The 26,729-nt window shown below is 39.9% G+C and carries 19 protein-coding genes and 2 pseudogenes; 10 read left to right on the top strand and 11 right to left on the bottom strand.

Annotated features, from left to right (window positions below; genetic code table 11):
- Window positions 1-54 precede the first annotated feature (54 nt).
- Window positions 55-303, bottom strand: a complete 249-nt coding sequence (locus ACE1AT_RS01320) for a hypothetical protein (RefSeq protein ID WP_374865509.1) — start codon at window positions 301-303, stop codon at window positions 55-57.
- Between the two features lie 75 nt (window positions 304-378).
- On the opposite strand from ACE1AT_RS01320, the gene ACE1AT_RS01315 reads away from it, so the two are divergent.
- On the top strand, window positions 379-1,752 hold the full coding sequence (locus ACE1AT_RS01315; RefSeq protein WP_374865508.1) for a lipid-A-disaccharide synthase: 1,374 nt from the start codon (window positions 379-381) through the stop codon (window positions 1,750-1,752).
- Window positions 1,753-1,814: 62 nt separating this feature from the next.
- On the opposite strand, the gene ACE1AT_RS01310 is transcribed toward ACE1AT_RS01315, so the two are convergent.
- Window positions 1,815-2,204: a hypothetical protein gene (locus ACE1AT_RS01310; protein WP_374865507.1), complete on the bottom strand. Its 390-nt coding sequence runs from the start codon at window positions 2,202-2,204 to the stop codon at window positions 1,815-1,817.
- A 206-nt stretch (window positions 2,205-2,410) separates the two neighbouring features.
- Complete coding sequence (locus tag ACE1AT_RS01305; RefSeq protein WP_374865506.1) at window positions 2,411-3,238, bottom strand: fasciclin domain-containing protein; 828 nt, start codon at window positions 3,236-3,238, stop codon at window positions 2,411-2,413.
- A gap of 327 nt (window positions 3,239-3,565) precedes the next feature.
- Here ACE1AT_RS01305 and ACE1AT_RS01300 point away from each other — a divergent pair, with 327 nt between their 5' ends.
- Both ACE1AT_RS01300 and ACE1AT_RS01295 read left to right on the top strand, forming a co-directional pair.
- Entirely contained in the window at window positions 3,566-4,363 is a 798-nt protein-coding gene (locus tag ACE1AT_RS01300; protein ID WP_374865505.1) for a glutathione S-transferase family protein, read from the top strand.
- A gap of 146 nt (window positions 4,364-4,509) precedes the next feature.
- Complete coding sequence (locus ACE1AT_RS01295) at window positions 4,510-6,255, top strand: helicase HerA domain-containing protein (protein ID WP_374865504.1); 1,746 nt, start codon at window positions 4,510-4,512, stop codon at window positions 6,253-6,255.
- A gap of 33 nt (window positions 6,256-6,288) precedes the next feature.
- Here the strand turns inward: ACE1AT_RS01295 and ACE1AT_RS01290 are convergent, their stop codons facing one another.
- Window positions 6,289-7,674 carry an RNA-guided endonuclease InsQ/TnpB family protein gene (locus ACE1AT_RS01290; RefSeq protein WP_374865503.1) on the bottom strand — a complete coding sequence of 462 codons (1,386 nt, stop codon included), beginning with the start codon at window positions 7,672-7,674 and terminating at the stop codon, window positions 6,289-6,291.
- Between the two features lie 63 nt (window positions 7,675-7,737).
- Here ACE1AT_RS01290 and ACE1AT_RS01285 point away from each other — a divergent pair, with 63 nt between their 5' ends.
- The 5 genes from ACE1AT_RS01285 (at window position 7,738) to ACE1AT_RS01265 (ending at window position 16,015) form a co-directional block, all read left to right on the top strand.
- Window positions 7,738-7,923: a hypothetical protein gene (locus ACE1AT_RS01285; RefSeq protein WP_374865502.1), complete on the top strand. Its 186-nt coding sequence runs from the start codon at window positions 7,738-7,740 to the stop codon at window positions 7,921-7,923.
- Between the two features lie 320 nt (window positions 7,924-8,243).
- Complete coding sequence (locus ACE1AT_RS01280; protein WP_374865501.1) at window positions 8,244-8,564, top strand: SMR family transporter; 321 nt, start codon at window positions 8,244-8,246, stop codon at window positions 8,562-8,564.
- A gap of 26 nt (window positions 8,565-8,590) precedes the next feature.
- Window positions 8,591-10,132, top strand: coding sequence for a glycosyltransferase family 39 protein (locus tag ACE1AT_RS01275; RefSeq protein ID WP_374865500.1), 1,542 nt, complete (start codon window positions 8,591-8,593; stop codon window positions 10,130-10,132).
- Between the two features lie 142 nt (window positions 10,133-10,274).
- Window positions 10,275-14,186, top strand: a complete 3,912-nt coding sequence (locus ACE1AT_RS01270; RefSeq protein ID WP_374865499.1) for a DUF2157 domain-containing protein — start codon at window positions 10,275-10,277, stop codon at window positions 14,184-14,186.
- A gap of 230 nt (window positions 14,187-14,416) precedes the next feature.
- Window positions 14,417-16,015 carry a CocE/NonD family hydrolase gene (locus ACE1AT_RS01265; RefSeq protein WP_374865518.1) on the top strand — a complete coding sequence of 533 codons (1,599 nt, stop codon included), beginning with the start codon at window positions 14,417-14,419 and terminating at the stop codon, window positions 16,013-16,015.
- A 148-nt stretch (window positions 16,016-16,163) separates the two neighbouring features.
- On the opposite strand, the pseudogene ACE1AT_RS01260 reads toward ACE1AT_RS01265, so the two are convergent.
- The 5 genes and pseudogenes from ACE1AT_RS01260 to ACE1AT_RS01240 all read right to left on the bottom strand — a co-directional run.
- Window positions 16,164-16,256 (bottom strand): annotated as a pseudogene (locus ACE1AT_RS01260) (cupin domain-containing protein); the annotation flags it as partial.
- Between the two features lie 54 nt (window positions 16,257-16,310).
- Window positions 16,311-17,480, bottom strand: coding sequence for a zinc-dependent alcohol dehydrogenase (locus ACE1AT_RS01255; RefSeq protein ID WP_374865498.1), 1,170 nt, complete (start codon window positions 17,478-17,480; stop codon window positions 16,311-16,313).
- A 97-nt stretch (window positions 17,481-17,577) separates the two neighbouring features.
- Window positions 17,578-17,994, bottom strand: coding sequence for a hypothetical protein (locus ACE1AT_RS01250; protein ID WP_374865497.1), 417 nt, complete (start codon window positions 17,992-17,994; stop codon window positions 17,578-17,580).
- A gap of 33 nt (window positions 17,995-18,027) precedes the next feature.
- Entirely contained in the window at window positions 18,028-18,726 is a 699-nt protein-coding gene (locus ACE1AT_RS01245) for an SRPBCC family protein (RefSeq protein WP_374865496.1), read from the bottom strand.
- A 105-nt stretch (window positions 18,727-18,831) separates the two neighbouring features.
- Window positions 18,832-19,917, bottom strand: coding sequence for a DJ-1/PfpI/YhbO family deglycase/protease (locus ACE1AT_RS01240; protein ID WP_374865517.1), 1,086 nt, complete (start codon window positions 19,915-19,917; stop codon window positions 18,832-18,834).
- A 666-nt stretch (window positions 19,918-20,583) separates the two neighbouring features.
- Between ACE1AT_RS01240 and ACE1AT_RS01235 the strand changes: the two are divergent.
- Window positions 20,584-20,679: pseudogene (locus ACE1AT_RS01235) on the top strand (DUF6335 family protein); the annotation flags it as partial.
- Between the two features lie 156 nt (window positions 20,680-20,835).
- Window positions 20,836-21,327 carry an orange carotenoid protein N-terminal domain-containing protein gene (locus ACE1AT_RS01230; RefSeq protein WP_374865495.1) on the top strand — a complete coding sequence of 164 codons (492 nt, stop codon included), beginning with the start codon at window positions 20,836-20,838 and terminating at the stop codon, window positions 21,325-21,327.
- Between the two features lie 424 nt (window positions 21,328-21,751).
- Here the strand turns inward: ACE1AT_RS01230 and ACE1AT_RS01225 are convergent, their stop codons facing one another.
- Window positions 21,752-23,596 (bottom strand): tetratricopeptide repeat protein, encoded by a 1,845-nt coding sequence (locus ACE1AT_RS01225; protein WP_374865494.1) that lies wholly within the window; start codon window positions 23,594-23,596, stop codon window positions 21,752-21,754.
- Between the two features lie 122 nt (window positions 23,597-23,718).
- Window positions 23,719-26,451: a PAS domain S-box protein gene (locus ACE1AT_RS01220; protein WP_374865493.1), complete on the bottom strand. Its 2,733-nt coding sequence runs from the start codon at window positions 26,449-26,451 to the stop codon at window positions 23,719-23,721.
- Between the last annotated feature and the right edge of the window lie 278 nt (window positions 26,452-26,729).

The raw sequence follows: 26,729 nt of genomic DNA, 5'->3' as shown, positions 1-26,729 counted from the left end.
TTAATAAGTCATCAATCTGCTTTTGTACAGATTTTGAAGTAATGATCGTGTAACTCATGATGCTCGATTTGAGCGGTTAGCAAGATATTCATCCATAGTCATAGACTCACCAGCTGCATACTCAGCGCGAACTGCTTGAATTTCTGCCTGTGTTTCTACATCGTCTTCGTACGCTGCTTCTTCTGCTTCAAAAATTTGTTGCTCAATTATCTCTTGAAGTTGACGCTTTTCTTCTAAATTCAGGGAAGATATTGCTTCTGCGAAAGCTTCTAAGGAGAGTTGTAGTTTCACAATGGCTGCCATGTTTCTCCTGTTGGGTAAGTTCTTTTTCGCATTTCTACACTATTATGCTTATTTTAAATCCCACTAACCACTAAAATGAATTTTGATATTCTGATTCTTTCTAATGGCCCTGGCGAAGTAACTACATGGGTACGTCCTGTAGTCAAGTCATTGCGGCAAAAATTAACAGATGAGCGATTCTCTACAGGAGACGCTACGCGATGGTGCAAAGCACCCGCCTTACGGCGATCGCACATCAGAATTTCGGTTGTTCTCTCGCCTTGTCCCAACGCCAGTGGCAAAGAAGCCGCGATCGCCCGTTCTTATCCAGAAGTAGACAGAGTACAGTCAGCAGAACATTTCTGGAAATTTTTGCTCTGGGGAAAAACTTATGAAAATTGGGATTGGAGAAGTCAGGGAGTAGTAGTTTTTCTGGGCGGGGATCAAATTTTTCCGGTAGTAATAGCTAAAAGACTTGGTTATCGTAGCGTGGTCTATGCAGAGTGGGAAGCACGTTGGCATAATTTGATTGATCGTTTTGGGGTGATGAAACCAGAAGTTGCTACCAAAGTATCACCTAAGTACGCCCACAAATTTACAGTTGTGGGAGATTTGATGGCAGAAGTCGGTTCGGAAGTAAGCGGACAAGGGGGAAAAGGGGGACAAGGAAGAATTTCTCCTTTGTTTTCTTCATCTTCTTTGTTTCCCTGTTTTCCCCTCTCTCCGTCAATCGAATTAATTGGTATTTTACCTGGTTCCAAGCCGGCAAAATTAGCGCAGGGAGTACCTTTGACATTGGCGATCGCAGAACATGTTCAAGCCCAAAGACCACAAACAAAGTTTTTCATTCCTGTAGCGCCAACTTTGGATTTACAAACTTTGGTGAGTTTTGCCAATCCTGAGAAAAACCCTTATACAGAAACTTTCGGTGGAGTTTCAGCCCAATTAATCAACTCTGAATCTCCAGTTTTAAAAACCTCAAAAGGTTTAACTGTAGAATTGATCACTCATCACCCAGCCTACGACATATTATCTCAATGCCAGATTTGCTTAACTACCGTAGGTGCAAATACAGCCGAACTTGGTTCCTTAGCCGTGCCTATGATTGTTTTGCTACCCACTCAACAACTGGATGCTATGCGATCTTGGGATGGTTTACCAGGAATTTTGGCAAATTTGCCGGGAGTCGGTACGGGTTTTGCTAAGTTAATTAACTGGATATTTTTGCAGCGTAAAGGTTTATTAGCATGGCCGAATATCTGGGCAAAATCTGAAGTCGTTCCAGAATTAGTTGGTAAACTTCAACCGCAAGAAGTGGCAAAAATGGTTCTAGATTTTTTGAATAATCCAGAAAAATTAGACCAAATAAGAACGAAACTGCAAAGTATTAGGGGAGAAACTGGTGCAGCGGATAAAATAGCACAATTGGTATATGAAGAGATGGAAAAATACAAAAAATTAGTAAATTGAAACACAAAGACACGAAGATATGTGATTCCTTGTGTCTCTACATTCTAGCTTTTCTTTGTTTTTTAATCCCCAGAAGACTCTCCGTCTCGCCGTCCCAATTCATACACACCGCAACCAATACAGGCTAATATTCCCATACTGATTGACCAACTGGAGCCTAGACTTAATTCCACACCCCAGTTACATAGAGCGCCAATGAGAAGGAAGGGTATGATGCTAAAAACTGAGGCGTAAAAGGCGTTTTGTGATTCTCTTGCCTGACGAGTTTTTTCAAATTCTGATTTACTAGTGTAGAGCGATCGCTCGGCAAAATTGAACCAACGGTTAAGTTGCTCGATAATCCATCGACTGACTGGTGAAAAACCTAAATATAGCGCCAAAGACCACAAACTTGCTCCGGCAATAGCTACTGTATCTAAGTCAAAGCTAAAAGGAAATATTTCAGTCAGCATCGTGTGTGAGAATCCTGCAAAGGGCCAAATGGTCAAATGTAGCTTCTATTTAACATCATTTAACATCATTTACCTTTTAAGAAATTTTAATTCTAAATAAGGGAAGGAGGACAACTTCTCAGTGATCAGTTAACAGTTAACAGTTACCAATTTAATTTGATCACTGATAACTGATCACTGATAACTGATTCATGCCTAATCCCCAATTACAAATCAGGGGGCAAAATTACATTATCAATTGCATGAATGACGCCGTTACTACCTTTGATATCTGCTTGAACTACTTTGGCATCGTTGACCATTACATCTTTAGAGCTAACCTTAACGTTAATAGGGCCACCTTCAACGGTTTTGACCTCGCCAGACTTCAAATCGCCGGATAATACCTGACCAGATACTACATGGTAAGTCAGAATTTTCACTAATACTTCTTTATTCTCTGGCTTCAACAAATCTTGTACTGCATCCTGTGGCAATTTTGCAAAAGCAGCATCGGTAGGCGCAAAAACTGTGAAGGGTCCTTGACCTTGAAGAATGTCTACTAATCCAGCTGCTTTTAAAGCCCTAGTTAACACCGTAAATTCTTTATTTGATTCTGTCAGTGCTAATAAAGTTTTGCTTCCAGTACCTGCTGATGGTGGTGGGGGTGTAGTTTCCGTTCCTGGTGTCGAAGGTGAAGTTTCAGGGGTGGTAGGTACAACCGGTGTCTGTTGACTCGGTGTGCTGCGGCGATTATAGGGAGGTTCGTTGAAAATACTAGGATTAGGATTTAGTCGCCCACCTCTACTGTTGTTCTGTGCTACTGTATTTTGAGTTGGGGTATTGCCCTTTGTTTGTTTTACAGACTTATCAAGTGTATAGTTGGGGCTTGCTAGAATTCTTTGACCACGATTATAGGGTGTTTCTTGAAAAATACTAGGATGAGGATTTAATACCTCGTTTGCTCCTACAGGTAAACCTATGAGGAAACTGATACCTGTTACCCCTGCTATCCCAGCGAGCTTGCTCAAAAAATTGCTATAATTTACGTTCATAAATTTTGTTTGGCTTTAATTTAACACATTACATAAAGACTTATAACATTTCGCTACACAAAAAATCTAACTATAGAAATAGGATTTTTTATCCTTTTAGTAGATGGGTTATTAGAGATGAAAATTATTGATTTGCTGTCGCTCAGAATTATCAACATTTCTTCGATCAAAATAAAATTGGGTTCTGGGAATAGAAAAATATCAATCAACTAATAAAAATTGACTCTTGACAATTGACATCGAAATTTTAGAAAACATCAGTAAAATTAATTTTTGTAAAGTTACAATTGTAAAGTAAAACAATGCACCAATTGCGGGTTTGGAAAAATGCTGGAATTGTACCAATTTGAACTATCACAATACTCAGAGAAAGTTCGTCTGATTCTCGATTATAAAGGGCTACAATATCGCAAAATAGAAGTTACACCCGGAATTGGACAAGTAGAGCTTTTTCGCCTCACTGGTCAAAAGCAAGTACCAGTTTTGAAGGATGGTTATAACTATATTGCTGATTCTACGGAGATAGCTAAGTATTTAGACTTACATTATCCAGAACGCCCGATTATACCTCAAGATGGCAAACAACGGGGTTTATGCTTAATGATGGAAGAGTGGGCGGATGAATCAATTGGTATAAAAGGACGCAAAGGTCTTTTTTATGCCATCAGTCAAGATCAAAATTTTCGCAAAGCTTTACTACCAAGTTCAGTTCCAGATGTTTTCAAAACTTTTGTTGGGGAAGTACCCAACGATTTACTCAAAGTTTTAGGTTTTGGAGTCGGTTACAGTCCAGAGATAGTCCAAAAAGCGATCGCGGACTTAAAGCAAGATTTAGAAGCTTTATGTCTACTTTTGGCAGATAGTCCTTATTTATTGGGAGATCAACCCACTCTTGCTGACTTAGCAGTTGCTGGTTTGTCGATATTATTAAAATTTCCCGATGGGCCTTATTTGGATCTACCAGTTTCGTTAAGAGGCAAAGGAGTGCCTGGTTTAGCAGATAATGTAGCCTATGAACGATTCTTTGCTTGGCGCGATCGCCTTTATGCTGAATTTCGTAAACCACTAGTGGATTTTACAGCAAATACAGGTACAACCGCACCGACTTCGATTGAAATTGAGTGATGAGTCATTTGTCATTGGTCAAGTGTCATTTATCATTGGTTTTTAACCACTAACTATTAAAGAGTAACCACCAACTACTAACAAATACCTACCAACCATCAACGATTTCAACATAGAATAAGGCACGTAAGTATGTAATTAAGGCGATGACTTTAGGACAACCATTAGGTTCAGTTACTCAAGGTTCTCTAACAGGTGGATTAGAAGTACGATTGCATCCTGATATTTTGGTTGAAGATATGCGAGTCGGTAAATTTTTAGTGGTGCAAGGGATGCGATCGCGCTTTTTCTGTATGCTTACAGATGTAGCACTGGGAACTGCGAACCAAAGAATTATTGCCAATCCTCCCAGTTGGGAGGATACTTTTTTACGAGATGTTTTAGCTGGAAGTGGTACTTACGGTACTATTACTCTCGCACCAATGTTGATGTTTACTCCACCTCTAGAAACTGGAGAGATGGGAGAATTGGAATACGGAGAAAATGGGACAAAACCAGCATCAACATCTCAAAATATGAGTTCTTTGGCATCATTTCAACCGCAAACAAGCACAACAATGGAATTGATGCCAGTCAAAACTATTCCTAGCCATTTTAGCCAAGTTTATGATGCTTCGGTAGAAGATTTTCGTCGCGTCTTTGGTTGGGAAGATGATCCGCAAAGAAAAAATTTCTCCATCGGTAAACCACTAGATATGGATGTACCCGTGTGTCTAGATTTAAACCGTTTTGTTGAACGTAGTAATGGTGTTTTTGGCAAATCTGGAACGGGTAAATCTTTTTTAACCAGATTACTTTTAGCTGGCACAATTCGCAAAAATGCAGCAGTAAATCTAATATTTGATATGCATTCTGAATATGGTTGGGAAGCTGTTTCAGAAGGAAAAAATTTTAGTACTGTTAAAGGTTTAAAGCAATTATTTCCTAGTAAAGTAGAAGTATATACCCTCGATCCGGAATCTACAAAACGGCGTGGTGTTCCTCACGCGCAAGAACTTTACCTCAGTTACGATCAAATAGAAGTAGAAGATATTAAATTATGCTCTCGTGATTTAGGACTTTCAGACGCTAGCATAGACAATGCTAATATTCTTTTTGCTGAGTTCGGTAAGTCTTGGATTCTGCAATTGTTGAGTATGACAAATGAAGAAATCAAGCTACTGTGTGAAGAGAAGCGAGGACACCAAGGTTCAATTACCGCCTTACAGCGCAAACTGTTTCGCCTAGAAAATTTAAAATACATGCGTGCGGCTTGTCCGCATAATTATATTAATCAAGTTTTGCGATCGCTAGAAGCAGGCAAAAACGTCGTCATTGAGTTTGGTTCGCAATCGGATATGCTTTCTTACATGTTGGTGACAAATATGATTACGCGCCGTATTCATCAACATTATGTCGCCAAAGCTGAAAAGTTTTTACAGACAAAAAATCCCAACGATAAACCAACCCAGTTGATGATTACTATCGAAGAAGCCCACCGCTTCTTAGATCCTGCCATAGTCCAGAGTACTATTTTTGGGACAATTGCTCGTGAAATGCGGAAATATTTCGTCACGCTTTTGGTAGTGGATCAGCGTCCATCTGGGATTGATAATGAAGTCATGTCCCAGATTGGAACTCGTGTCACCGCTTTGCTGAACGATGAAAAAGATATCGACGCGATTTTTACAGGTGTAGCTGGTGCTGGTGCTTTGAAATCGGTTTTGGCAAAGTTAGATTCTAAGCAACAAGCTTTAGTTTTAGGTCACGCTGTGCCTATGCCGGTAGTGGTGCGTACTCGTCCTTACGATTCCGTTTTTTATGCGGAAATTGGCGATACTGTTTGGGAGGAAAGATCAGATGAGGAGGTTTTCGCTGCTGCGGAATTGGCGAAGGCTGATTTAGGGTTTTAATACGTTCAATGGATTTCCAAAAACGAATAATTATTATTCTGATGCGGCGTCTCTTCGTTTTATCGTTTTTGGGTAATTATTTTTTTTGACCTCTCCCCGCCATAAATGGACGGGGATTCTAAACTGTTGCTGCGAGGAAGGCGTTGCATCCGTTCCTCTGCGCTTTGTAGTTTTGGTTTCCCAGATGCGGTATCTGGTAGCAAGGGTCAAAACTTGCCTACAGACCTTGACTAGACTTAAGCCTAATTGTGTCTCTACTTTGCGAAGTATATTCGCTGCACCGTTGAAATCAGCGTTGATTAGAATTCCTTCGAGAGTCCGGTACATCCCGCGTTTTACTCGTTTTCCTGATGGCTTCCACCCTTCGGGTTTTTCGCCAAATGTAGGTAGAAAATCACCATCTAGAAAACTGGTTTTGCTGGTGTATGATTCTTCAGTTTCAACAAATTTAATGCTGTATTCTTCGCACAGTTGCTTAACTCGTTCTTTAAGTTTCGCAGTAGGTATCTGCACAAAAGATTGAGTTGTTTTACCTAATACCGCTTCTTGCCGTTGTCCCTGGTTCCATCCAAAAACAACTGTGCCAATTTGATGCTTAATACAGTGGTCAACAATTAACTTTGCAGCCTTATTAACTGCGTCTCGCATTTGTCGATTGCGCTTCTCTGTGATGCGGGCTAATTTGTCATCCCAGTAGCCTTGCGGTTTACCTTCTTTAAGGATGCTAACTCGCTTGTTATACCACTGGTTAAGGCTTTTTACTTTACGTCCATCAACAATAAAGCTAGTCCCAACATTAGAGACACAACTCAACCAATTGTTTATGCCTGGGTCAATCGCTAAAGCGTTACTTGGGTCAACATCCAACTTGGATTGAGGTTGTTTTTCATAGACAAACTCAACATAAAAGCATTGATTTCTAGCCAGTATTCGCAATTCCTTAATATCTTTAAACTGCAAATTAGAAGGCATTGAAATTGCAAAACTATCAAGCTTAAACCATCTTTTCACAGTCGTTCCAAGCGGTATCTTGATTTTGTCCCCAACAAGTCTTAATGCTTGCTTAGGATAACTTACCATTGCTAAACCGTCTTTTCTCCGATAGTTGGGAGCTTTTGGGCGAAAGTGCAATTCACCCTTGCGATATTTCTTGTCTAACTCCTTAAAAGACTTGAATGACTCCGCAACTGTTCTCAATATTTGCTGTGCTGCCTGAGAATGCAAAACCTGATAATGCCTATTAGTTTTGTATTCTTTTTCAAGGTCAAACTTGCCAATTATCTTCTTAGTCTTAAAAAACAATTGACGAGCATAATAAATACCGCAGTTGGTTAATTTGTGCGACTCCGAGCAGATAAACTCAAGAACGGCTTTTAGATCGTCGTCAGGGTTAATTAGATTTTGCTGGCATCCATACACCTTGCAATCACCTCTCTTAATGTGTTACTTATACAAGTATACATGAACATACAGCAGATGCTTATGCCATTCCAGAAAAAACACAAAAATAGATATACAACCTGTAGGGAAAAACCTTTAACAAGTAGCCCAGTATGTTTGCGGATGGATGAGGAATTAGCCAAGGATTTAAAATCCGTCTCTGACTGGCAAGAGCGGTTAAGATTAGCGTTACCAGAGTTAATAAAAAATTGGAAGGCACCTTTATAACCTGCCGTGTCGTGTTTCATCCCCTCCTTGAAAGGCACTTTCTTTCACACTCCCGTTAACTTTTTGGTAAAGAACAAGTAATGATACATAAAAAATATTTGAAGATTAAGTAAAAAATTAAACAATATTTATTTTCTCTGATATAAATAACAGTGTTTAGACTTGTCTGAGTAATTTTGGCAATTTTGGTTACTGTGGCAGGTTGGATTTTTACCTGCTTTTTAATTCTTTGGCTGAAACATCAAGGTTGGATAGAATAAATTTTACCTGAAAAATAATTAATTTAGGGAGCAATCATAGTCGTGCTTAGTCATATTTTTTTGATTTTTTTGATTTTAGTTACAGTTGCTTTAAATACTGTAGCTCAAACTTTTTTGAAATTAGGCTCAGGTCAAAATCCCTTGAATATCTATTTATTTGGAGGAATTTTTCTCTACTTTTTAAGTACAATTGTTTATATAAAAGTTTTAGGACAATTTAATTTATCTATTGCTTATCCTGTAGTTATCGGGTTGACTGTGGTGGCTACAACCATGGCAGGTTCTATTCTTCTTCAAGAAAAAGTATCGCCTACTCAGTGGATTGGAGTTGGTTTACTCATGAGTGGAATTTGGGCGATAGCTTTAGGGAAAAGTATTTGAAGGACAGATATAGCGAAAACAATAATATGAGAAAATTAATCGCCGGGTGGTCTAATTTTTACTCAATTAACTTACTTTATCTAAGTGTATTTGTTTTTTTCTGCGCTTTGTTTGCTTTAACTAATAGTGGTGTTGATTCCTCAGAAGGAGTATTTCATTACCACGTTGCAGTGCAAATTATTAAGCATGGTCAGTTAGGATTTGATACTGTACAAGAAGGTGTATTTCAAGTAGCGCCTAATGGTAGAAGTTATGCAGGACATGAAATTGGTAATACGCTTTTTCTCCTGCCAACTGCACTGCTGAACGTTTTTTTAGAAAATATTTTATCCCGATTTATTAGTCATGAAAATATAGAGAAAATTCAGCAATTTATCTTGTCGTTTCAGGCAGGAATTTATGTATCTCTGACTGCGACTGTTTTTTTTGCTATTTTAAGAATCGGATTTTCTCAAACGATAATACCTAGTTTTATTGCAACCCTTTGTTTAACTTTAACTACCTATTTATGGACTTATTCTAGAAATCTATTTGATGGTGTACTATGTACTACTTTATTTACTTCTGCTTTCTTTTTGATTTTAAGATATCGTCAGACAAATAATTTCAAGTTCTTATTTGGTTGTTTTTTCTGCTTGGGACTAGCGTTTATTACTAGAGTCAGTATGATTCTAGCGATTATAGCAACTTTTGGTTATTTATTTAGTATTTATCGTTCCTCTTTAAAAACTCGTTTTCGAGAAATATCATTAGCAATTTTCACACTTATACCTTTTTTCGTCTGGCAATCTTGGTATAATTATTTAAGAACAGGAATTTTCTATAAGTCTCCTGTACAAACAGCTGTTTATGCTGAAACTAATGCCTTAAACGGTAATATTTTTATAGGAATAACTGGTTTACTTTTCAGTCCAGGCAAAAGCATATTTATTTATGCTCCTTTACTAATTTTGTCTGTAATTTTATTCAAAAAGTTTTACAAAGAACATAAGAAAGAAGCAATATACATTGCAGCAATGACTATACTCTGGTTGTTACTTCATGCTAAGTTGAGAAACTGGTATGGTGCCGCCGGATGGGGTTCCCGTCACTTGATTACTATTGTGCCGATCGCTTTTTTACCTTTTGCGGTTAATCTAGAATTTATTTGGCAAAAAATAGTCTTGAGAATTACCACAATTTTGTTAGCTAGTTTTGGTTTTATTCTTGCTTTGTCCTCCATAATTTCCAATTGGCATTTTCGCATGATGTACGCCCTGCAACGCGGTATTGCGACTCTAGATGTTAACAATAATTTTATTTGGAATTTTTGGCAGAGTCAACCAATAGATATGATCAATGGCGCATATGGCAATATTGTGCGGATATTAACTCATGCACCAATCATAACTATTAAAGATACATACTCAGAAGCAAATGAGTATGCAAGCAGCACGATAAATGTGTGGTCTAATTCTTTTTTATATGCAGGTGTTCCCTGGTATTTGGTATTACTTCTGGTCACTCCTTTCTTGATTTTGATGTATATATCAACACAAAATATTCTTCGTTCTCAAGTAAATAATTAAAAGTTGGTAGTGAGGACTTTAGTCCTCTTTCAGCACTAAAATAAAACTTAACGAAAGTCAGCAACATAAGTGGCACAGCTAAAGGGAAAATATAATTGGAAAAACAGATGATTTAAGTATCATAGCTGCATTGCTACTACTTATGTCATCCCCACTTGATCGCCCACTCAAAATTGAAGTCAGGTTGCCATCTTACCATCCGCAGTTATTACAGGGACTTGATACCTGGCTGCATTTGGGCTTGATATCTGATGCCCAAGTTAAGCAACTGTGTCGAGAGTATCTTGTTTGCAACTTAGTATTAGAACCTCAAATTCAACCTGAACCAGAGAAAGCAACTGCCACATCTGAGGCTGTACAATTATCTGTAAATGCGATCGCACCAGAACCAGTCAAACCAAATTTCGCAACAGAAGTATTGCAGTCACTTTTATCAGAATTAAGTGTGCGTTGGCTGCTATTTTTGGGAGTATTTCTAGTAGTGCTGTCTTCAGGAGTCCTAGCAGCTAGCCAGTGGGAAAGATTTCCCGCAGCTGGACAGTATGGAGTTTTGTTTGCTTATACCCTGAGTTTTGGGGGAATGAGTTTTTGGACAGCCAAGCAAAGTAATTTAAGACTGACAGCGCAGACATTGTTAATTGTCACGCTTTTGTTAGTACCGATAAATTTTTGGGCAATAGACCGCTTTGGGTTGTGGCAAAATCCTGTGAACTGGATTGTAGTGGCGATCGCTGCTATTTGTCTAACTGCAATTACAGTTTTAATTGGACAAAGTCGGTTATTTGCTGCCAATTTAGCCAATCAGAAATTATTTCTAGTTAATATTCTCGGATTAAGTTATCTACACTGGGGCTGGAATTTACCCGAATTTCCCCTAATAGCGCTTTATCTAGCAGTAGTAGGAACGACTCTAATTACAGTCTATCAAACTCGCTCACTGTCACAACAAACAGATAGACAAATTGGTAATGGTATTAGTTTATCTGCCTCTGTCGTGGTTTATGCCTTGCTGGTTTTATTAATTAGGGGAATTTTCATTCACCACCTCGATGTTACCCAGTTGGGATTAGCTGTTGGTATTTGCGGATGGCTGATGACTTGGTTAGCATTATCAACAAATGTAGAGACATACCATGGTACAAATGTAGAGACGTACCATGGTACGTCTCTACAAGTACCTTGGCAACTAATCGGTGGTATCTTATTACTCCTTGGTTGGCTATTTTCAGTAGCATATCATCCTGGGCAAGCAATAGCTGTAAGTGGCTTGGCTTTGTGGTTTTTCGCCCGTCGTTTGCAACTATATAACCGCCAGCGTGATTTTATAGCTATTTTTGCAATCGGTTTAGAGACAATTTGGCTGGGTTGGCGATTAGTACCCTACGAATTGCAGAAGTTAGCGATCGCCACAGCAACTCAACTCACTAATTCTCAAGGTGAAGCTTGGGCTTTACTAAGTATCGCTTTATTTCCCTACGTGATTTTGATGGTGGTGCTGACAGATCAGCTGTACCGCATTCAAAGAAGAGAAATAGCTAAGTTTGGTGAACAGCTAACATTTGGTTTTGCTTGTGTGTTAACTGTAATTGCTTTAGTTAACCCAGCATTGCGATCGCTAAATTTACTTCTATCCACAATTACTTTAGCAGTTGTCACCCGCAGGTACATGTATCGGAACAGAGAACCCGTTGAAGATGCTTCATCTTCATCCTTCCCTGTCTCTCCAACCTTAATATATCTGACTCATCTCACCGGAGTATTGACGCTGTGTTCAATCATTGATTGGATGTTCCCAAATCTGAGTAATGAAATTTGGGCAACAATTTTGTTAGTCATAATGGTAGCCGAGTGGCTATTTAGTCTTGGTTATGGTTGGTGGCAACGTAGTGCTTGGTATATTGGTTTGGGACTAGCTGCAATTAGTTTTTACCTACTTTGGGTGAATGCTGAATCTGTCTGGAGAAACTATGCTGTTAGTAATGCCAATTGGGGGCTGATTTGGTTGATTACTCCCCTCACTCTCACAGGTGTAGCTAGTCGTAGCGGTGGAGAAAAGCGAGATTTAACCACTGTTTTGAGTGTCATCGGATTAGGGCTTACCCAGTTACTAACTTTACCTCTAGCGACAGTCAGATTAATTGGTTTGGCAGTTGCTGCGGCTTTGATGTTTGTTAATACTAGTTTTTTAAGACACAACCGATTTGCGGTAATTACAGTCGGTTTTATTTTGAGTGCGATCGCCACCTTGCTGTGGGAAGTAGCAAAATTATCAGCACAGAGCTGGTTTATAGTTGGGGCAATCACTATTCTGGGATTATGGTTAACTCGCACAACTTTGCAAAATAGAAGTCATGAATTAGCAAGTATATATGCAATTGCGACAGACAGATGGGCGATCGCACTAACTAGTGTAGAGTTATTAAGTTTGACACTACACTCTGTCTGGGTTTACCAGGGTGTTGCAACTCCCGGATTATTATATGTAGCTGCTGATGTCATTATTTTGACAGCCATAATTTATCGTAGTTGGCGACAACCGACAAACTTTGGTTTTTATGGCATCGGTTGGTGTTTAGAATTATTAATTGCTGAGTTGCTGGCTTTTAGCGATCGCTCTATGATTCAAATTGCGATCGCTAATATCGCCTTGGGTTTATTCTCTCAACTATTTGGCGAATGGTGGCAACGCCGACACCATTTAGAAAGATTACCGAGCAGCTTTCATATTCTCCCGTTGATTTATGCAGGTTTCAGTTTACTGCTGCGCTTGAATACCTTCACAGACTGGACAGGTTTAGCATCTTTGGGTGTAGCTGTCATTGTCATTGGAGTCGGGCGACGTCGGCAAGAATTCAAACCCCTAGTTTACCTGGGAATTCTCGGTATATCAGTTTCTGCTTATGAACTATTGTTCTATCAAATGCTGCAAGCTTCAGGGGGTGCATGGGGCGATGGTTTAATTGCCATGTCAGCTTTAGGCACAACTATAATGTATGCCTATCGTCTATTGTCGCCTTGGCTGGTCAATTATTTACGATTGACACCACAAGAATTAAAAATAATTGCTCATCTGCACTGGGCTTGGAGTAGTCTTTTATTAATAATTGCGATCGCTGCACCCATTCAAGTCAACCGCCTCTTGGGTTTAGGAACAGGAATATTTTTGATTCGTTATGCGATTTTTCAAGGAAGATTTCCACAGCAGAGAGAAGAATCTCGTACCTCAGCTGTTACACCTGATGAAATCTGGGTTTACCTGGGGTTATTAGAAGTAGCTGCAATGAGAATCTTTTGGCGAGAAACGGCTGTGGGACAATGGTTTGCTGGGCCGTTAGTACCTTGGAATGCTGCGATCGCTTGTATCGTTGCCTATTTCCTCTACATCTTACCTTGGGAGAACTGGGGTTGGTCAAAAAGACCTTGGCAACGAGCCGCCTACATCATACCACTAATACTTTTATGGGAAACCAGGCAGACAATTCATCCCATCGCTTTGCTGTTAACAGCCGGATTTTATGCTTTCCTCGGCATAATTAGCCATCAATTCCGTATGACTTACATCAGTGTGGCGTTGATTGATTGGGCTATTTTCCGTTGGTTTGCTGCATTCGGCTTGAATAATAGTTTATGGTATGTCACAGTCATTGGTTTATCACTACTATATATTGCCCAATTTGATCCACAACTCAGACAACCAGAGATGAAAACCAGTCGTCACTACTGGCGATTGTTGAGTAGCGGCTTAATTTGCGGATGGGCAATTTTATTTCACCAAGATACAGCTCTCATACCAGGAATTTTTAGTCTCATCGCCATTTTTGCAGGTTTAGGTTTGCGAGTGCGGGCTTTTCTTTATATTGGTACAGCTACCTTTTTGATTACTGGTTTTTATCAATTGGTACTTTTTAGCTTGCGCTACTCATTTTTTAAATGGATTATTAGCTTAGTCGCAGGTATTATCTTTATTTCCATCGCCGCCAACTTTGAAACTCACCGCACCCAGTTAAATTCTGTACTTCGCAGTACTGGCGATAAATTTCAAGATTGGGAGTAGCCAACATGAACTGCGTAAACCACAATGAATAAAAAACTTTACCTTGGCTGCTAAGTACAACATTTCACGAATTCGTAGCGAAAAAAACTCGGAAAAACTCCGCGCTGACTCCGCGTCCCTCTGCGTTTAAAAAAGCTACGAATTAATGCAATCTGCATCTATACTGTGGTTGAATTTATCATCTCCCCATCATACTCATGCTTAAAGTCCTTCCCAAACAAACCGCATCCATGTATACCCGCGATGGAGTCCGTCTGGATGCTGATATTTATCGCCCGGATGCTGAAGGGAAATTTCCTGTATTACTGATGCGCCAACCCTATGGTAGAGCGATCGCATCTACTATTGTCTATGCTCATCCGACTTGGTACGCTAGCCAAGGTTACATTGTCGTAATTCAGGATGTCCGGGGACGTGGGACATCAGCAGGTGAATTCAAATTATTTGCTCACGAAATTGCTGATGGTGAAGATGCGGTCAATTGGGCTGCAAATTTACCCGGTAGTAATGGTGCAGTCGGAATGTATGGTTTTTCTTACCAAGGGATGACTCAACTATACGCTGCTGCTGCTAAACCAGCTGCCCTCAAAGCTATTTGTCCGGCGATGATAGGTTATGATTTATACACCGATTGGGCTTATGAAGGCGGTGCATTCTGTTTGCATACAAATCTGGCTTGGGCAATACAATTAGCAACAGAAACCGCCCGTTTGCGAGGAGATAAACAAGCCTATCAAAGTTTATTGAGTGCATCTCGAAATTTACCTCTGTACGATCCACTTCCTACTCGTCCAGAAGTTCTCAAAAATCTTGTCCCCGATTCTTTCTATCACCAATGGGTAGAACATTCCCAACCTAATGCTTATTGGGAAAATCTTTCGCCCAAAACGCACCTAAAAAATGTTGATTTGCCCATGTTCCATATCGGCGGATGGTTCGATACGTATTTACGTGGCACTTTGAATTTATACAAAGATATGGCAGCGCGGAGTCAGTACCGCCAACAGCTTTTAGTGGGGCCGTGGACGCATTTACCTTGGAATCGCAAAGTTGGGGAAGTGGACTTCGGTATTAATGCTATTAGCCCTGTAGATCGGATGCAGATATGTTGGTTTGACCAGTTTCTGAAAGGTGTGGACACTGGTTTAAATAATCAGCTACCTGTGTGGATGTTTGAGATGGGCAGTAATACTTGGCAAGGTTTTCCCGGACTTCCAGAATTTGAACATAAAACTTACTTTTTGTCAAGTTACGGAATTGCCAATATTCGGGAAGACGAAGGCATTCTCAGCACAACTTGTCCCGAATCTGGTGTAGATGACATCTTAGTTCATGACCCCTGGCGACCAGTCCCTGCTTTGGGTGGTCATGCGGCTATACCTGCGGGTATTTTTGAGCGATCGCATATTGATTGTCGCTCAGATGTTTTAACTTACACCAGTGAACCACTTGATTTTGACTTGCATGTAGCCGGCGATGTAGTCGTCGCTATTTCCTGTAGTGCTGATCAACCCAGCTTTGATTTATCTGCGGTACTATCAGAAATTTATCCTGATGGAAAAGTATATAACTTGACGCAAGGTTATTTGCGTTGTCAAGATGGCATGAATCGCATCACCAGAAAAATTCAATTGCAAACTATCTGTGCGCGAATTACTAGAGGTAATGCCTTACGATTAAGCTTAAGTGCAGCTTGTTTTCCAGCCTATGCAATTAATCCTGGTAATAATTCAATCGTGGGTATGGAAGCAGAAATTATTACATTAACAATTAGTTCGGGGGGTGATTCCCTTTCCCAAGTGTTATTACCTGTAGTTGCTGTATCTTAAATTTGTTGATACTTCCCACCTCTAAAGAATCATTATTTGAGTTACCAAGCTATATTCCCTCTTAGTGTCTTAGCGTCTTGGTGTTTCAATAGTTGTTTTTTAACCACCAAGACACTAAGACACCAAGAAAAATACATTACACAAATCCTTAGTTTTCATCCCGTCCATGAACTTGGGCAGGCGGACTAGTTGCCTCAACCGCAGTGAATGGTTCTAAAATCTTGTAAGTGTGAGACGCACCTTATATTCTGTTTTTCTTACTCCCCTTGTTCCCTTGTCCTGTTGGAAGGTTATCTCATGGTTTGAGGACGACTTTAATGCAGTTGTCTTTTTTGTGCTTGAAAATCTCGTAGGCGTGGGGTGCTTGTTCTAAGGGTAGTTTGTGGGTAATTATGAATGATGGATCGATTTTGCCTTCTTGGATGAGTTCAAGTAAGGGGCGTAAGTATTTGTGGACGTGGGTTTGTCCCATGCGGAAGGTCAAGCCTTTGTTGAAAGCTGCACCCATTGGGATTTTGTCGAGAAAACCACCGTATACACCAGGAATCGAAACATTACCGCCTTTACGACAAGCAACTAACACTTGTCTCAGTGCGGTTGGTCTGTCTGTTTCGAGACGTACTGCTTGCTTGACTTTATCGTATACACCCATCGCATCCATACTGTGAGCTTCCATCCCCACTGCATCAATGACTGCATCAGGACCACGACCACCAGTCATTTCTTTGAGGACTTCGCCTGGATCGGCGTCTTCGTAATTAATAGTTTCCGCACCGCCGTAAGTTTCTGCTAAACGTAAACGTTCGGGAATACGATCTATGGCGATGACACGTTCTGCTCCCAAAATAAAAGCACTTTTAATGGCAAATTGTCCAACAGGCCCGCAACCCCAAACTGCAACAATATCTCCTGATTGAATACGACAGTTCTCTGCGGCCATGTAGCCTGTTGGAAAAATATCTGTCAAAAATAATACTTGCTCATCTGTTAAGCCATCGGGAATTTTGAACAAACCCACATCCGCAAACGGCACGCGGGCATATTCCGCCTGACCACCTGCATAACCACCGAGCATGTGCGAGTAGCCAAATAGACCGGCAGGTGAGTGACCCATCAGCTTTTCTGCGATCCAAGCATTCGGGTTGGAATTGTCGCATAACGACCACAAATCCCGGTTGCAGAAAAAGCAGTTACCGCAGGAAATGGTAAAGGGAACAACAACGCGATCGCCTACTTTAATATTATTTACTCCACTGCCAACTTCAACGACTTCCCCCATAAATTCATGACCCAGAATATCACCCTTTTCCATCGTGGGGATAAAACCGTCGTAAAGATGGAGGTCAGAACCACAAATTGCCGTTGAGGTAATTTTGACAATAGCATCACGAGGATTAAGAATTTTTGGATCTGGCACTGTATCGACTCGGACATCATTAGCACCATGCCAGCAAACTGCTTTCATTATTATAAATCCTTGATTATTGGTTATTAGTCATTAGTCATTAGTCATTTGCACAGATTCAAATAACTAATGACTAAGGACAACTTATTCTGTGAGATTATCTATTCTGATACTGATAATAGCCTTCTCTACTTTGAGTAATTGGTTCAACTAACTCTTCTGTTTTTTCTTTAGTTGATTTCAAAAAATCTTTTGTACTTTGGGGTAGTGGCTCATCAAGATTGAGTTTTTGGCGGACATTTTCAGCAGTCTCTTTCAAATTATTTTTAGCGTTATCTGCTGTTGATTTTCCATTATTTATCAGGTTTCTATTTTGGTCAAAGTCTCGGTTGACAACATTCTCATCCGGTGTACCTTTATAATAATAACCGTATGGTGATTTCACTGTTTCATCAGCTTGGGCTGGCAGTACATTACCAAATGCCTGCATGACAAAAATTGTCAATCCTGCTAAAACAACTGTCATAATTTGACGCAGACGCAAATTTTTAACCAAAGAAATTACTCTATTCATAGAATCCTCCTAATAACTACTTTCTACCAACCACTAACCATGTCCTTTTGGTTGCCCTTCTGTTGTGGCAATTTCACCTGCTTCCATCAGCATTTTGAAACGGCGTAATTCATCGCCAATTTGCTGTTCTGGTTCTTCACCAAAAAGTTTGGCTACAGCTGCTGCCAATGCTCCCCCAGGTGGGCTATATTCCATCACAACTTTGACTTCTGTACCCCGATCACCAGGCGCTTTCTTAAAGCGGACAAAACCAGAGTTCTCAACATCTGCTCCTTGTGCGGATGCCCAAGAAATAAATTCGTTTTCCCGATCTTCTAAGATATATGCATCCCATTCCACGCTTTGACCTAGAGGTGCATTAGCGATCCAATGTGATCTTTTGTCGTCAAATACCTTGACAAATTTCAGATGTTTCATAAACTTGGGCAGATTCTCAAAGTTATGCCAAAAACGATAAAGTTCATCTGCTGATTTATTAATAGTTACCGTCTTTTCCACTTTGATAGCTTGATTCATGCCTATTGCTTCCTGCGCCTGTTGAATCGTGCTTTGTTTGGTTGCACCTTGATAAATCAAACCCCCACCTGCTAACGCCATCAAAACGCCCCGCAAAGAGCGTTGTCTCAAACCCATTAACACCATCGCACTACCGCCAATTAAAGAAGCCCAACGTTCGGCTTCGCTGGCTTCACTTTGGCTGCTACTGAGTTCATCTCCTGGTGTTGATGTCATTTTTCTATTTCCTTCCCTGCAAATTAACGAACCATCACGGCGCAAAGACAATTCTGTTACCGTTGTTTTCCCTCCCTGCGCCTGTTTGGTTCGTCCTAAAAAGACCTACATAGTTACGGCTGCACCTGTAGTTGGTTGAGCTGGTTTTACTTCTACATCCATCCGCGAGCGATACAGCTCTACTAGACGCTGCTCGCACTTTAAGAGGTCTTTATGGATTTCGGTGAAAATTCTGGTTGATACTGGGTCGGTAAGTGCTGCCATCAAGTTACCAATGTCACCTATACCCGTTTGCAGATCACCCAAGGCGCTGCGTAATTGGTAGATATCATCACTACCAGTGAGACTAGTTTTCACTTTGGCATATTTATCGGCGATATTTGCAGCCAAAGAAGGTTTTTCACCCAGTTCTTCAAGTCGTGCTTCCAATCTTTGAATATGCTGCTGTTTCACCGGAATCATCTCTTGAAAAACAGATTTGATTTGTGCATCTGATTCTTTTTGGATGTAGTTATCTAAAGCTTCTAAGCTATAACGCTGACCAGCTAAAGCGGTATTTAAAGCTTTAACAATCTCACCTTTGGTGGAACCACCCCAAGCATCAGCTAATTTCCACCATTCGGCTGTGCGGTCACTTTCATCAGGTAATGCGGCTTCTTTGCCACCATAGCCTAGACGACTTAAAATCGCTGTCGTGAATATTGCCAAATCTCCAGGTTGACGCGATGTAATTAAATTTCCATCAATTACTAGCGGTTCATCTATATAATTAGCACCAGCGTTAATCATATCTTTGCGAATTGCGATAAAGCCAGTGGCTTGTTTACCTCTAAGCAAGTCGCCTTCAATCAAAACTTGTGGCCCGTGACAAACCGCAGCTACTAATTTTCCTTGTTGCATAGCATCTTGGACAAAACCTACTGTATTGAGATTCCGCCGCATTTTGTCGGGAGCCATACCACCCGGAATGATGACAGCATCAAATGCAGAAGCCATTGCTTCTGTTGTTGTGCCATCGGGTTGCATAGAAACTTTGCCTCTTTTCCCATGATATTTTTCATTCATCCGAGAACCGAGAACAACTACTTCCATCCCCGCTTGCTTAAGCGCATTATATGGTACTTGAAATTCTGCATCCTCTACGTCATTTTCTATGAGGATAGCAACTTTTTTATTTTTAATACTATTCATTGACATTTCATTCCCCTACTCAGTTTATCTAAGGTTTTGATATTCTTCATATGAATCAATCACAAAAATAAGCAAGCCATGATTTTGATGAAAATCATAAGAAATAGTTAGGATTTAACCCTGAATATTTTTGTGAAATTATTAAGGATAAATCCTAACTTTGTATCATTAGCTTGACCATAAAGATAAATTTTATATTTTAATTTTTAGATGCATTCAATCACAGGAAGCATTTTTGCATCAGTTTTAGTCTGCCTTGAGAAATAGATTGATCAAACGCTTTTTACATTACATTCCTAATTAATGATGAATTAACTTGAAAAAATAGTTATGAGTTATAAATGTATGAATATTAATAAAATTTATAACTCATAACTTTTATGAAGTGGCTATAGCGTGGATTCACTCTTATAAGAGTATTCACAAATCCCTAACTACTCTTCGCTCTAAAGGTTGAAATGATTTTATTTCTAGAGGTATACATCGCTTGGAAGACAAACCCTAGAAAATAAAGCGTTATTGTGAGGATGCAACAAATGGCAAGTATTTATGGTAGATCCAAACATTCAACAAAATTATCAAGCTCAAGATGATTTAGATGCTCAACTAAACCAAGTAGATCCAGATAAGCAAGCTCAACAGGAGAATTGATCACAGCAAATTTCTGACTTACCGGAGGAAATTACCGAGTCTTATGGTACTGGTGTTAAGGATGAGCCAGGCTATAACATTGGCGATCGCAAACTGCGTGATCAAATACAGATAGTGTATCCTATTATTCATTACCAATTACCAATTACCCCTTTTAATTCTTATTCAATTTGGTTGAGACACATCTGTCTTCAGTAGGGTTAAATACTCAATAAAGATTTGTTAACTTGACGATTGGTATCTTAATTAATGGCAATCGGAGTTATCATGACATACACTCAAACTAACGATCCAACTATTCGTGAATGTGTCCATGCTTTTCAAAATTTACCTGTAGATGAACAGTTAGCTTTATTCTGGTTCATATACACAGAAATGGGTGATTCTATTACTCCTGCTGCCCCTGATGCTAGCACTGTTTCACCAAATATTGCTGAAGGTTTGTTCAATCAAGTTAAGGAATTATCCCACGAAGAACAACTACAATTACAACGGGATTTAATCAACAAAGCAGACAATAGATATACCCGTGAATATGGTTCAATGAGCGATACTACTAAGTTATTATTTTGGTATCGTTTAGCGCAAGGAATGGAAAATGCTACTATCGTTCCTATGCCTCCAAACTATCAGCTTTCTTCTCAAGCTAAGGAACTCTTGAATAAGATTAAAGAATTAGATTTTGGTCAGCAAATAAATATTTTTCGTGATTATGTATCACCTATGGGTGCTGAACCAAAACCAGGTGCTGAAGTTTAAAATTTTTGAAATTTTCGGAGTAAAGGAGGGATATTCATCAATACGGTTCAGTTAAGAAGAAATGTAGGTTGGGTTTCGCTTGCACTCAACCCAACAAAGCTTTGATAATGTTGAGTTACTCTGCGATCAGCCGCGCAGGGCGCGTCTACGTTCCTCAAACGCCAGGTGCTACAACTCTTGGGACCCCCGCAACGCACTGGCTCCCCAACCTACGCTAGTTTTAGTTTTTAGCCTTAACTGAACCGTATTGGGATATTCATAACTTTCTCTTTACTCTTTACTCTTTAAACCTTTTCCCCAGTCTTTTACTTACCAATGAGACTGGGGAAAATTCTATAGCAATCCGAATTTAATCGTGAGAAAATACGTAGGTTAAGTATCAAATCTCAAAGTGAAATTCTTAATTAATTAACAATCATTATCTCTACATCTGGCGTCTATATTCTTCTAATAATTGCGGAAGATAATCGTATCCATCCATACCAATTACAGAAATAATTTTCGGGCGATTTTGCTGCAAGACATTTTGAAAAGCTTCTACGCCAAGTTGACCTTGTAATATTGTTAATAATCTAGCTACTTTTAACCACTCTTGGGAAGCAATTTGGTTTAACAAATACATTCCTAAACAACCTGTGTAAATCGCTCTGACAAAATTTGCTGAGTTATAATTTACTTCGCCTAAATTAGCTAAATTTAATCCTTGGAGATATAAATCACCGGATATCTGTGCTGTTTTAAAGCCTTCTTCTAAATTTTTAATGGCGTTTTGTGAATCTCCAATGACTAAATAAGCAATACCTAAACTACTTAAACACAAGGCTTTACTTTGCACATCACCTAATTGTTCGGATAGTTTTAAACCTTGCTGCAAATAGTTAATTGGCATTTCATAGGTTTCAGGTTCTATTTGCTCTTGTTGTTGAGCTTGCATGACTTCGCTGTAACCCAAGTTTACCAAAGCATAAGCTTCTCCTGTCCTATCCCCTGTTTGCCGACTCATGATTAATGCTCTTTGACTGTAATCTATTGCTTCTGCATATCTTTGCTCTTGCACATAAGTACGGCTCAGATGGTTGAGATTAGCGATTTCACAGGGGCGATCGCCTGCATGACGAGCAATCTCTAAAGCCTGTTGATGAAAGTTAATTGAACTGTCATATTGTCCCAAAGCTCGTTGTGAATAACCCAAAATTGTTAATATCCTGGCTTTTTCTTGCGTACCTTCGACTCTCCGCAATGGTTCATCCAGATACTTCAAGGTATCGCGTAAGTAACTACCAGAAAAAGAAGCAAAGATGCCACCATATAGTGGAAAATACTGAGCCTGGGCAAAGTTACGCAATATTTGTAACATTACCTGTGAGGCGGCATTACTGTAGGTGATATTTTCACTAAAACCACTTGCCAATTGACTCCAGATCACTGCAAAGGTCAAATATGTAGAAATAGAAAGCTTTGACCCGGCTTTCACATTGTAAGGTTGCTGGTCAAACCAGTGGACTAATCCCCGTTGTAAGTATTGGAAAATGATTGTAATTTCCACCCAATCTCTGAGGCTAATCTGACGGTGTTGTCTGGCAAAATCGATGGCAGATTCCTCTTTGGCAAAGGCGCGAAACAGTGCATGGGGTAACTCGCTTTGTAGTTGTTTAGCCCAAGTAGCCCAAGGGCCACTTTCGCCTGGTATACCGCCAAAACCCAAGGATTCGCGATTTGGCTCATACATCCAGCTAACTAAATGGTCTTGCAGTCGCTGCCAAGATGCAATCCCACGGGTAATACCTTCTGAGATTTGCTGTAAATCAGAGTCTGGTTGAGCAAATTGTTGTAAAGCTTTTGACAATTGCTGAAGCTGTTGTAAGTTGAGGCGATACTGACTATTGGGATCAGTGACACGTAAAAAAGTACCTAGTTGTTCTCCCGGTGATGCTGTGGTAATTTCTTTAACTGCTGTTGCTGTAGTTTCTGTGGCTTTGTTTTGTTCTTCAACCCGTTGCCATTGAGTTTGGATTGTCTTTATAGCCCTCAAACTACGGGTGGACTTGGCTTTTTTGAGTTCGTCTTTTTCGTTGTCCACTTGTTGCTGAATGCCATTGAGGCGATCGCTCAACGCCAATTTAAATATTTCCCCCGTCCCAGCCGTTACAGCTTTGAGCAACATTTGATACACTTGCTCAACGGAACTGATCTTGCCCTTGAGCGTAGTTTCCACAATTTCATCAACTAAAGCGAGGTAGCGATCGCGAAGAGACAAAGAATCAGACACTTTTTAAACCCAAACCAAGACACACTAGTTAATTCTAGTTGTTGTCCGAGCCTGAGTGCAGAGCAATTAGATTTGCACCTGAAATCAATTACATTTCCTGTAGCAACTTCCGGAATTATTGGTCAACTTTCCAATACATATTTAATTGTGTCTAATAATTCCTCAAGAGTGTAGGGTTTCAATAAAAATGCCCCTACGTTGATACCATTAACTTCTAACAATTGACGGTTGCATGCAAGTCCACTGACAGCAATCACCTGAACAGAAGGATTCATTTGTTGCAGAACGCGAATAGCGTTTAACCCATCTATCCATGGCATTTGCATATCCATCAATACAAGGCGAATTTCATTTTGGTGTTGGGCGTAGAGTGAAAATGCTTCAACGCCATCACGCGCAATCAGAGTTGTATAGTTGTAGTCTTCAAGTGAGGTTTTGGTAATCTCTCGAATTGATGCTTCATCATCCACAACTAGAATTAATTCGCCATTACCTTTTGGCATTTGCGAGTGATCATCTTCCTGTGTTGCGGCTTGTTCACTAGTTGGCAAAAATACCTTAAATTCGCTCCCTTTGCCCACTTGGCTACATAAGTTTACAAAACCATCGTGGTTTTTAATGATACCAATAACCGTAGAAAGTCCTAATCCTGTGCCTTTACCTGGTTCTTTGGTTGTGAAAAAGGGTTCAAAAATTCGCTCCGATAACTCTTTGGGGATACCGCATCCTGTATCTGATACGCTGATCACCACGTAGTTACCTATTTTTGCTTCCAGATTCATCCTCGCATAGTTTTCATCAACGAAGAAGTTTGCAGCAGCAATAGTGAGAGTACCTCCTTGGGGCATGGCATCACGAGCATTTACACATAAATTCATCAACACCTGATGTATTTGGGTGGAATCTGCCAAAACTGTAGAAAGAGGTTGTGTGACTTCGGTGCAGATTTCAATTGATTTGGGAAATGTGCTTTTGATAATTCGCTCCAGTTCTTTGATGAGGTGTTTTATTTGTAGAGGAACCCGCTTACCTTCTGCTCCTCGTGCAAAAGACAGAATTTGCTTGACTAGTTCCGCACCACGTTTGGAGTTATCTTCTAATACTTTGAGTAGTTGGCGATTTTTATCATCTAAATTGGGAAGTTTCAGTGGTAGCAGTTGAGCAACTGTCAGAATCGGTGACAGGATATTATTCATGTCATGAGCTATACCACTTGCTAGGGTGCCGAGGCTCTCTAGCCTTTGCGCCTGATAAAATTGGACTTCGAGTTGCTTTTTCTCGGTAATGTCAGAGTTAACGGTGAGAATAAATTTTGGTTGTTCGGTGTCATCTTGCACGAGTGTCCAACGGCTTTGGACAATGACTTTTTTACCATCTTTTGTAGTGTGTTCCAATTCACCTTGCCATTTACCCTGATCCAGCAAAATTTTCATGGCTGATTCAAGTTGAGGTAAAGTCTCTTCAGAAAATAGCTGATTCGCTTTTTTGCCTAGTACTTCCGCACTTTGCCAACCGTAAAGGCGTTCTGCACCTTGGTTCCAGAATAAAATGTTGTGTTGTAAATCGCGCACAAAAATGGCGTCCGATGCAACATCAAGCAATGCAGCTTGTTCACGGATTTTCTGTTCTGCTTGTTTGCGATCGCTAATATCAGTGTTAACAGCCGTAATCACCCAGCAATCTCTAACTTGATCACGACGAGAGGTATAAGTGCTGGCAATCCAGCGTATAGAACCATCTTGATGACAAAATCGATACTCTATTTTAGTCGAGCCTTCAGTAAAGAAATACTCAAAAAGTGGTAGTATTAGTGTCTTTCGGTCTTCTGGTAGTACGCGCGACAGCCAGAGATGTTTATCTGCCATGAATTCTTGAGGAGTGTAGCCGTAGATGGTTTCACAGCCTGTAGAAAAATATTCATACTCCCAATCCCGATTGGCAAAAACCCGAAAACTGATAATGGCTGCGATCGCACTGTTGATAATATGGCTGAGTTTGGCTTGTGCTTGCTCAAGTTCAGCAGTTCGTTCTGATACTCGTCTTTCTAATTGATCATGAGCAGCTTGCAATCGCTGTTCTATTTGTTTGCGATCGCTGATGTCTTGAACAACGCAAATAAAATATTTTGGTTCACCAGAGGGTTTGCGAACGACCGAAACAGTCAAATTAATCCAAATCAGGGTTTTATCTTTACGGATATAACGTTTTTCGATTGAGTAGGTTGGGATTTCCCCAGTCAGCAAAAGGCAAATATACTCTAAATCAACATTAAGATCATCGGGGTGTGTTAAGTCTTGAAAAGTTAGCCGATTTAGTTCTTCATGGCTATAACCCACAATCTTACAAAGTTTCTGGTTTACCAGTAACCACTGTCCATCTAGTCCGACGTGAGCGATACCAACTGCTGCTTGGTTGAATGTAGCCCGGAATAATCCTTCACTCTCCTCTAGTTGTCCAGCGAGGCTAGTTTTTTCTAATACATTTTGAATAGTGATACTGAGACTGACTGTTGTTGTATGGCTTTTAACTAAATAGTCAGCAGCACCTTTTTTCATCGCTTGTACTGCTATTTGTTCATTTCCCTGACCAGTTAACATAATCACAGGAAGATTTGTTTGACCTAACTGAGTGTTCAGGTGTGTTAAAAATTCCAGTCCGTCCATGTCTGGCAGCAAATAATCCAGTAAAATCACATCAGGACATTGCTGCTGACATAATTGAAGTCCCTCTTCTCCGGTCTGGGCTTGTAAAATATTGTATGTATGTTGCTTGTCTTGCAATAAGTAGCGACGGTAGATTGCTTGGTCTTCTAGACAGTCGTCAACAAGCAAAATTTTTCTTGTTAATTCAGTCACAGACCTCAACAATATATTCACTTTGCTTTACTATAGTTTTTTGCCTTTTTTAAACTACCTGGAAAACTGCACTTAGAGTTTACATACTTTAAGATGATTTACATAAGTTTATTTAGCTTCAAGTAGCCATAAGAGGTTATAAACCACGTCTACTTTGAGAACTGTAGTTTTGTAGGTTGGGTGTAGCGACAGCGAAACCCAACATTATAGTCTGGTTAATGTTGGGTTACACTCCGTTCCACCCAACCTACATAATGTCCTTTTTGAAAAACTCCTCT

It is taken from the genome of Pelatocladus sp. BLCC-F211 (genome assembly GCF_041928655.1).
In the GTDB taxonomy this organism is placed as follows: domain Bacteria; phylum Cyanobacteriota; class Cyanobacteriia; order Cyanobacteriales; family Nostocaceae; genus Pelatocladus.
The sequence above is the reverse complement of the archived record's forward strand: the minus strand, read 5'-3'. Positions and strand labels throughout refer to the sequence as shown.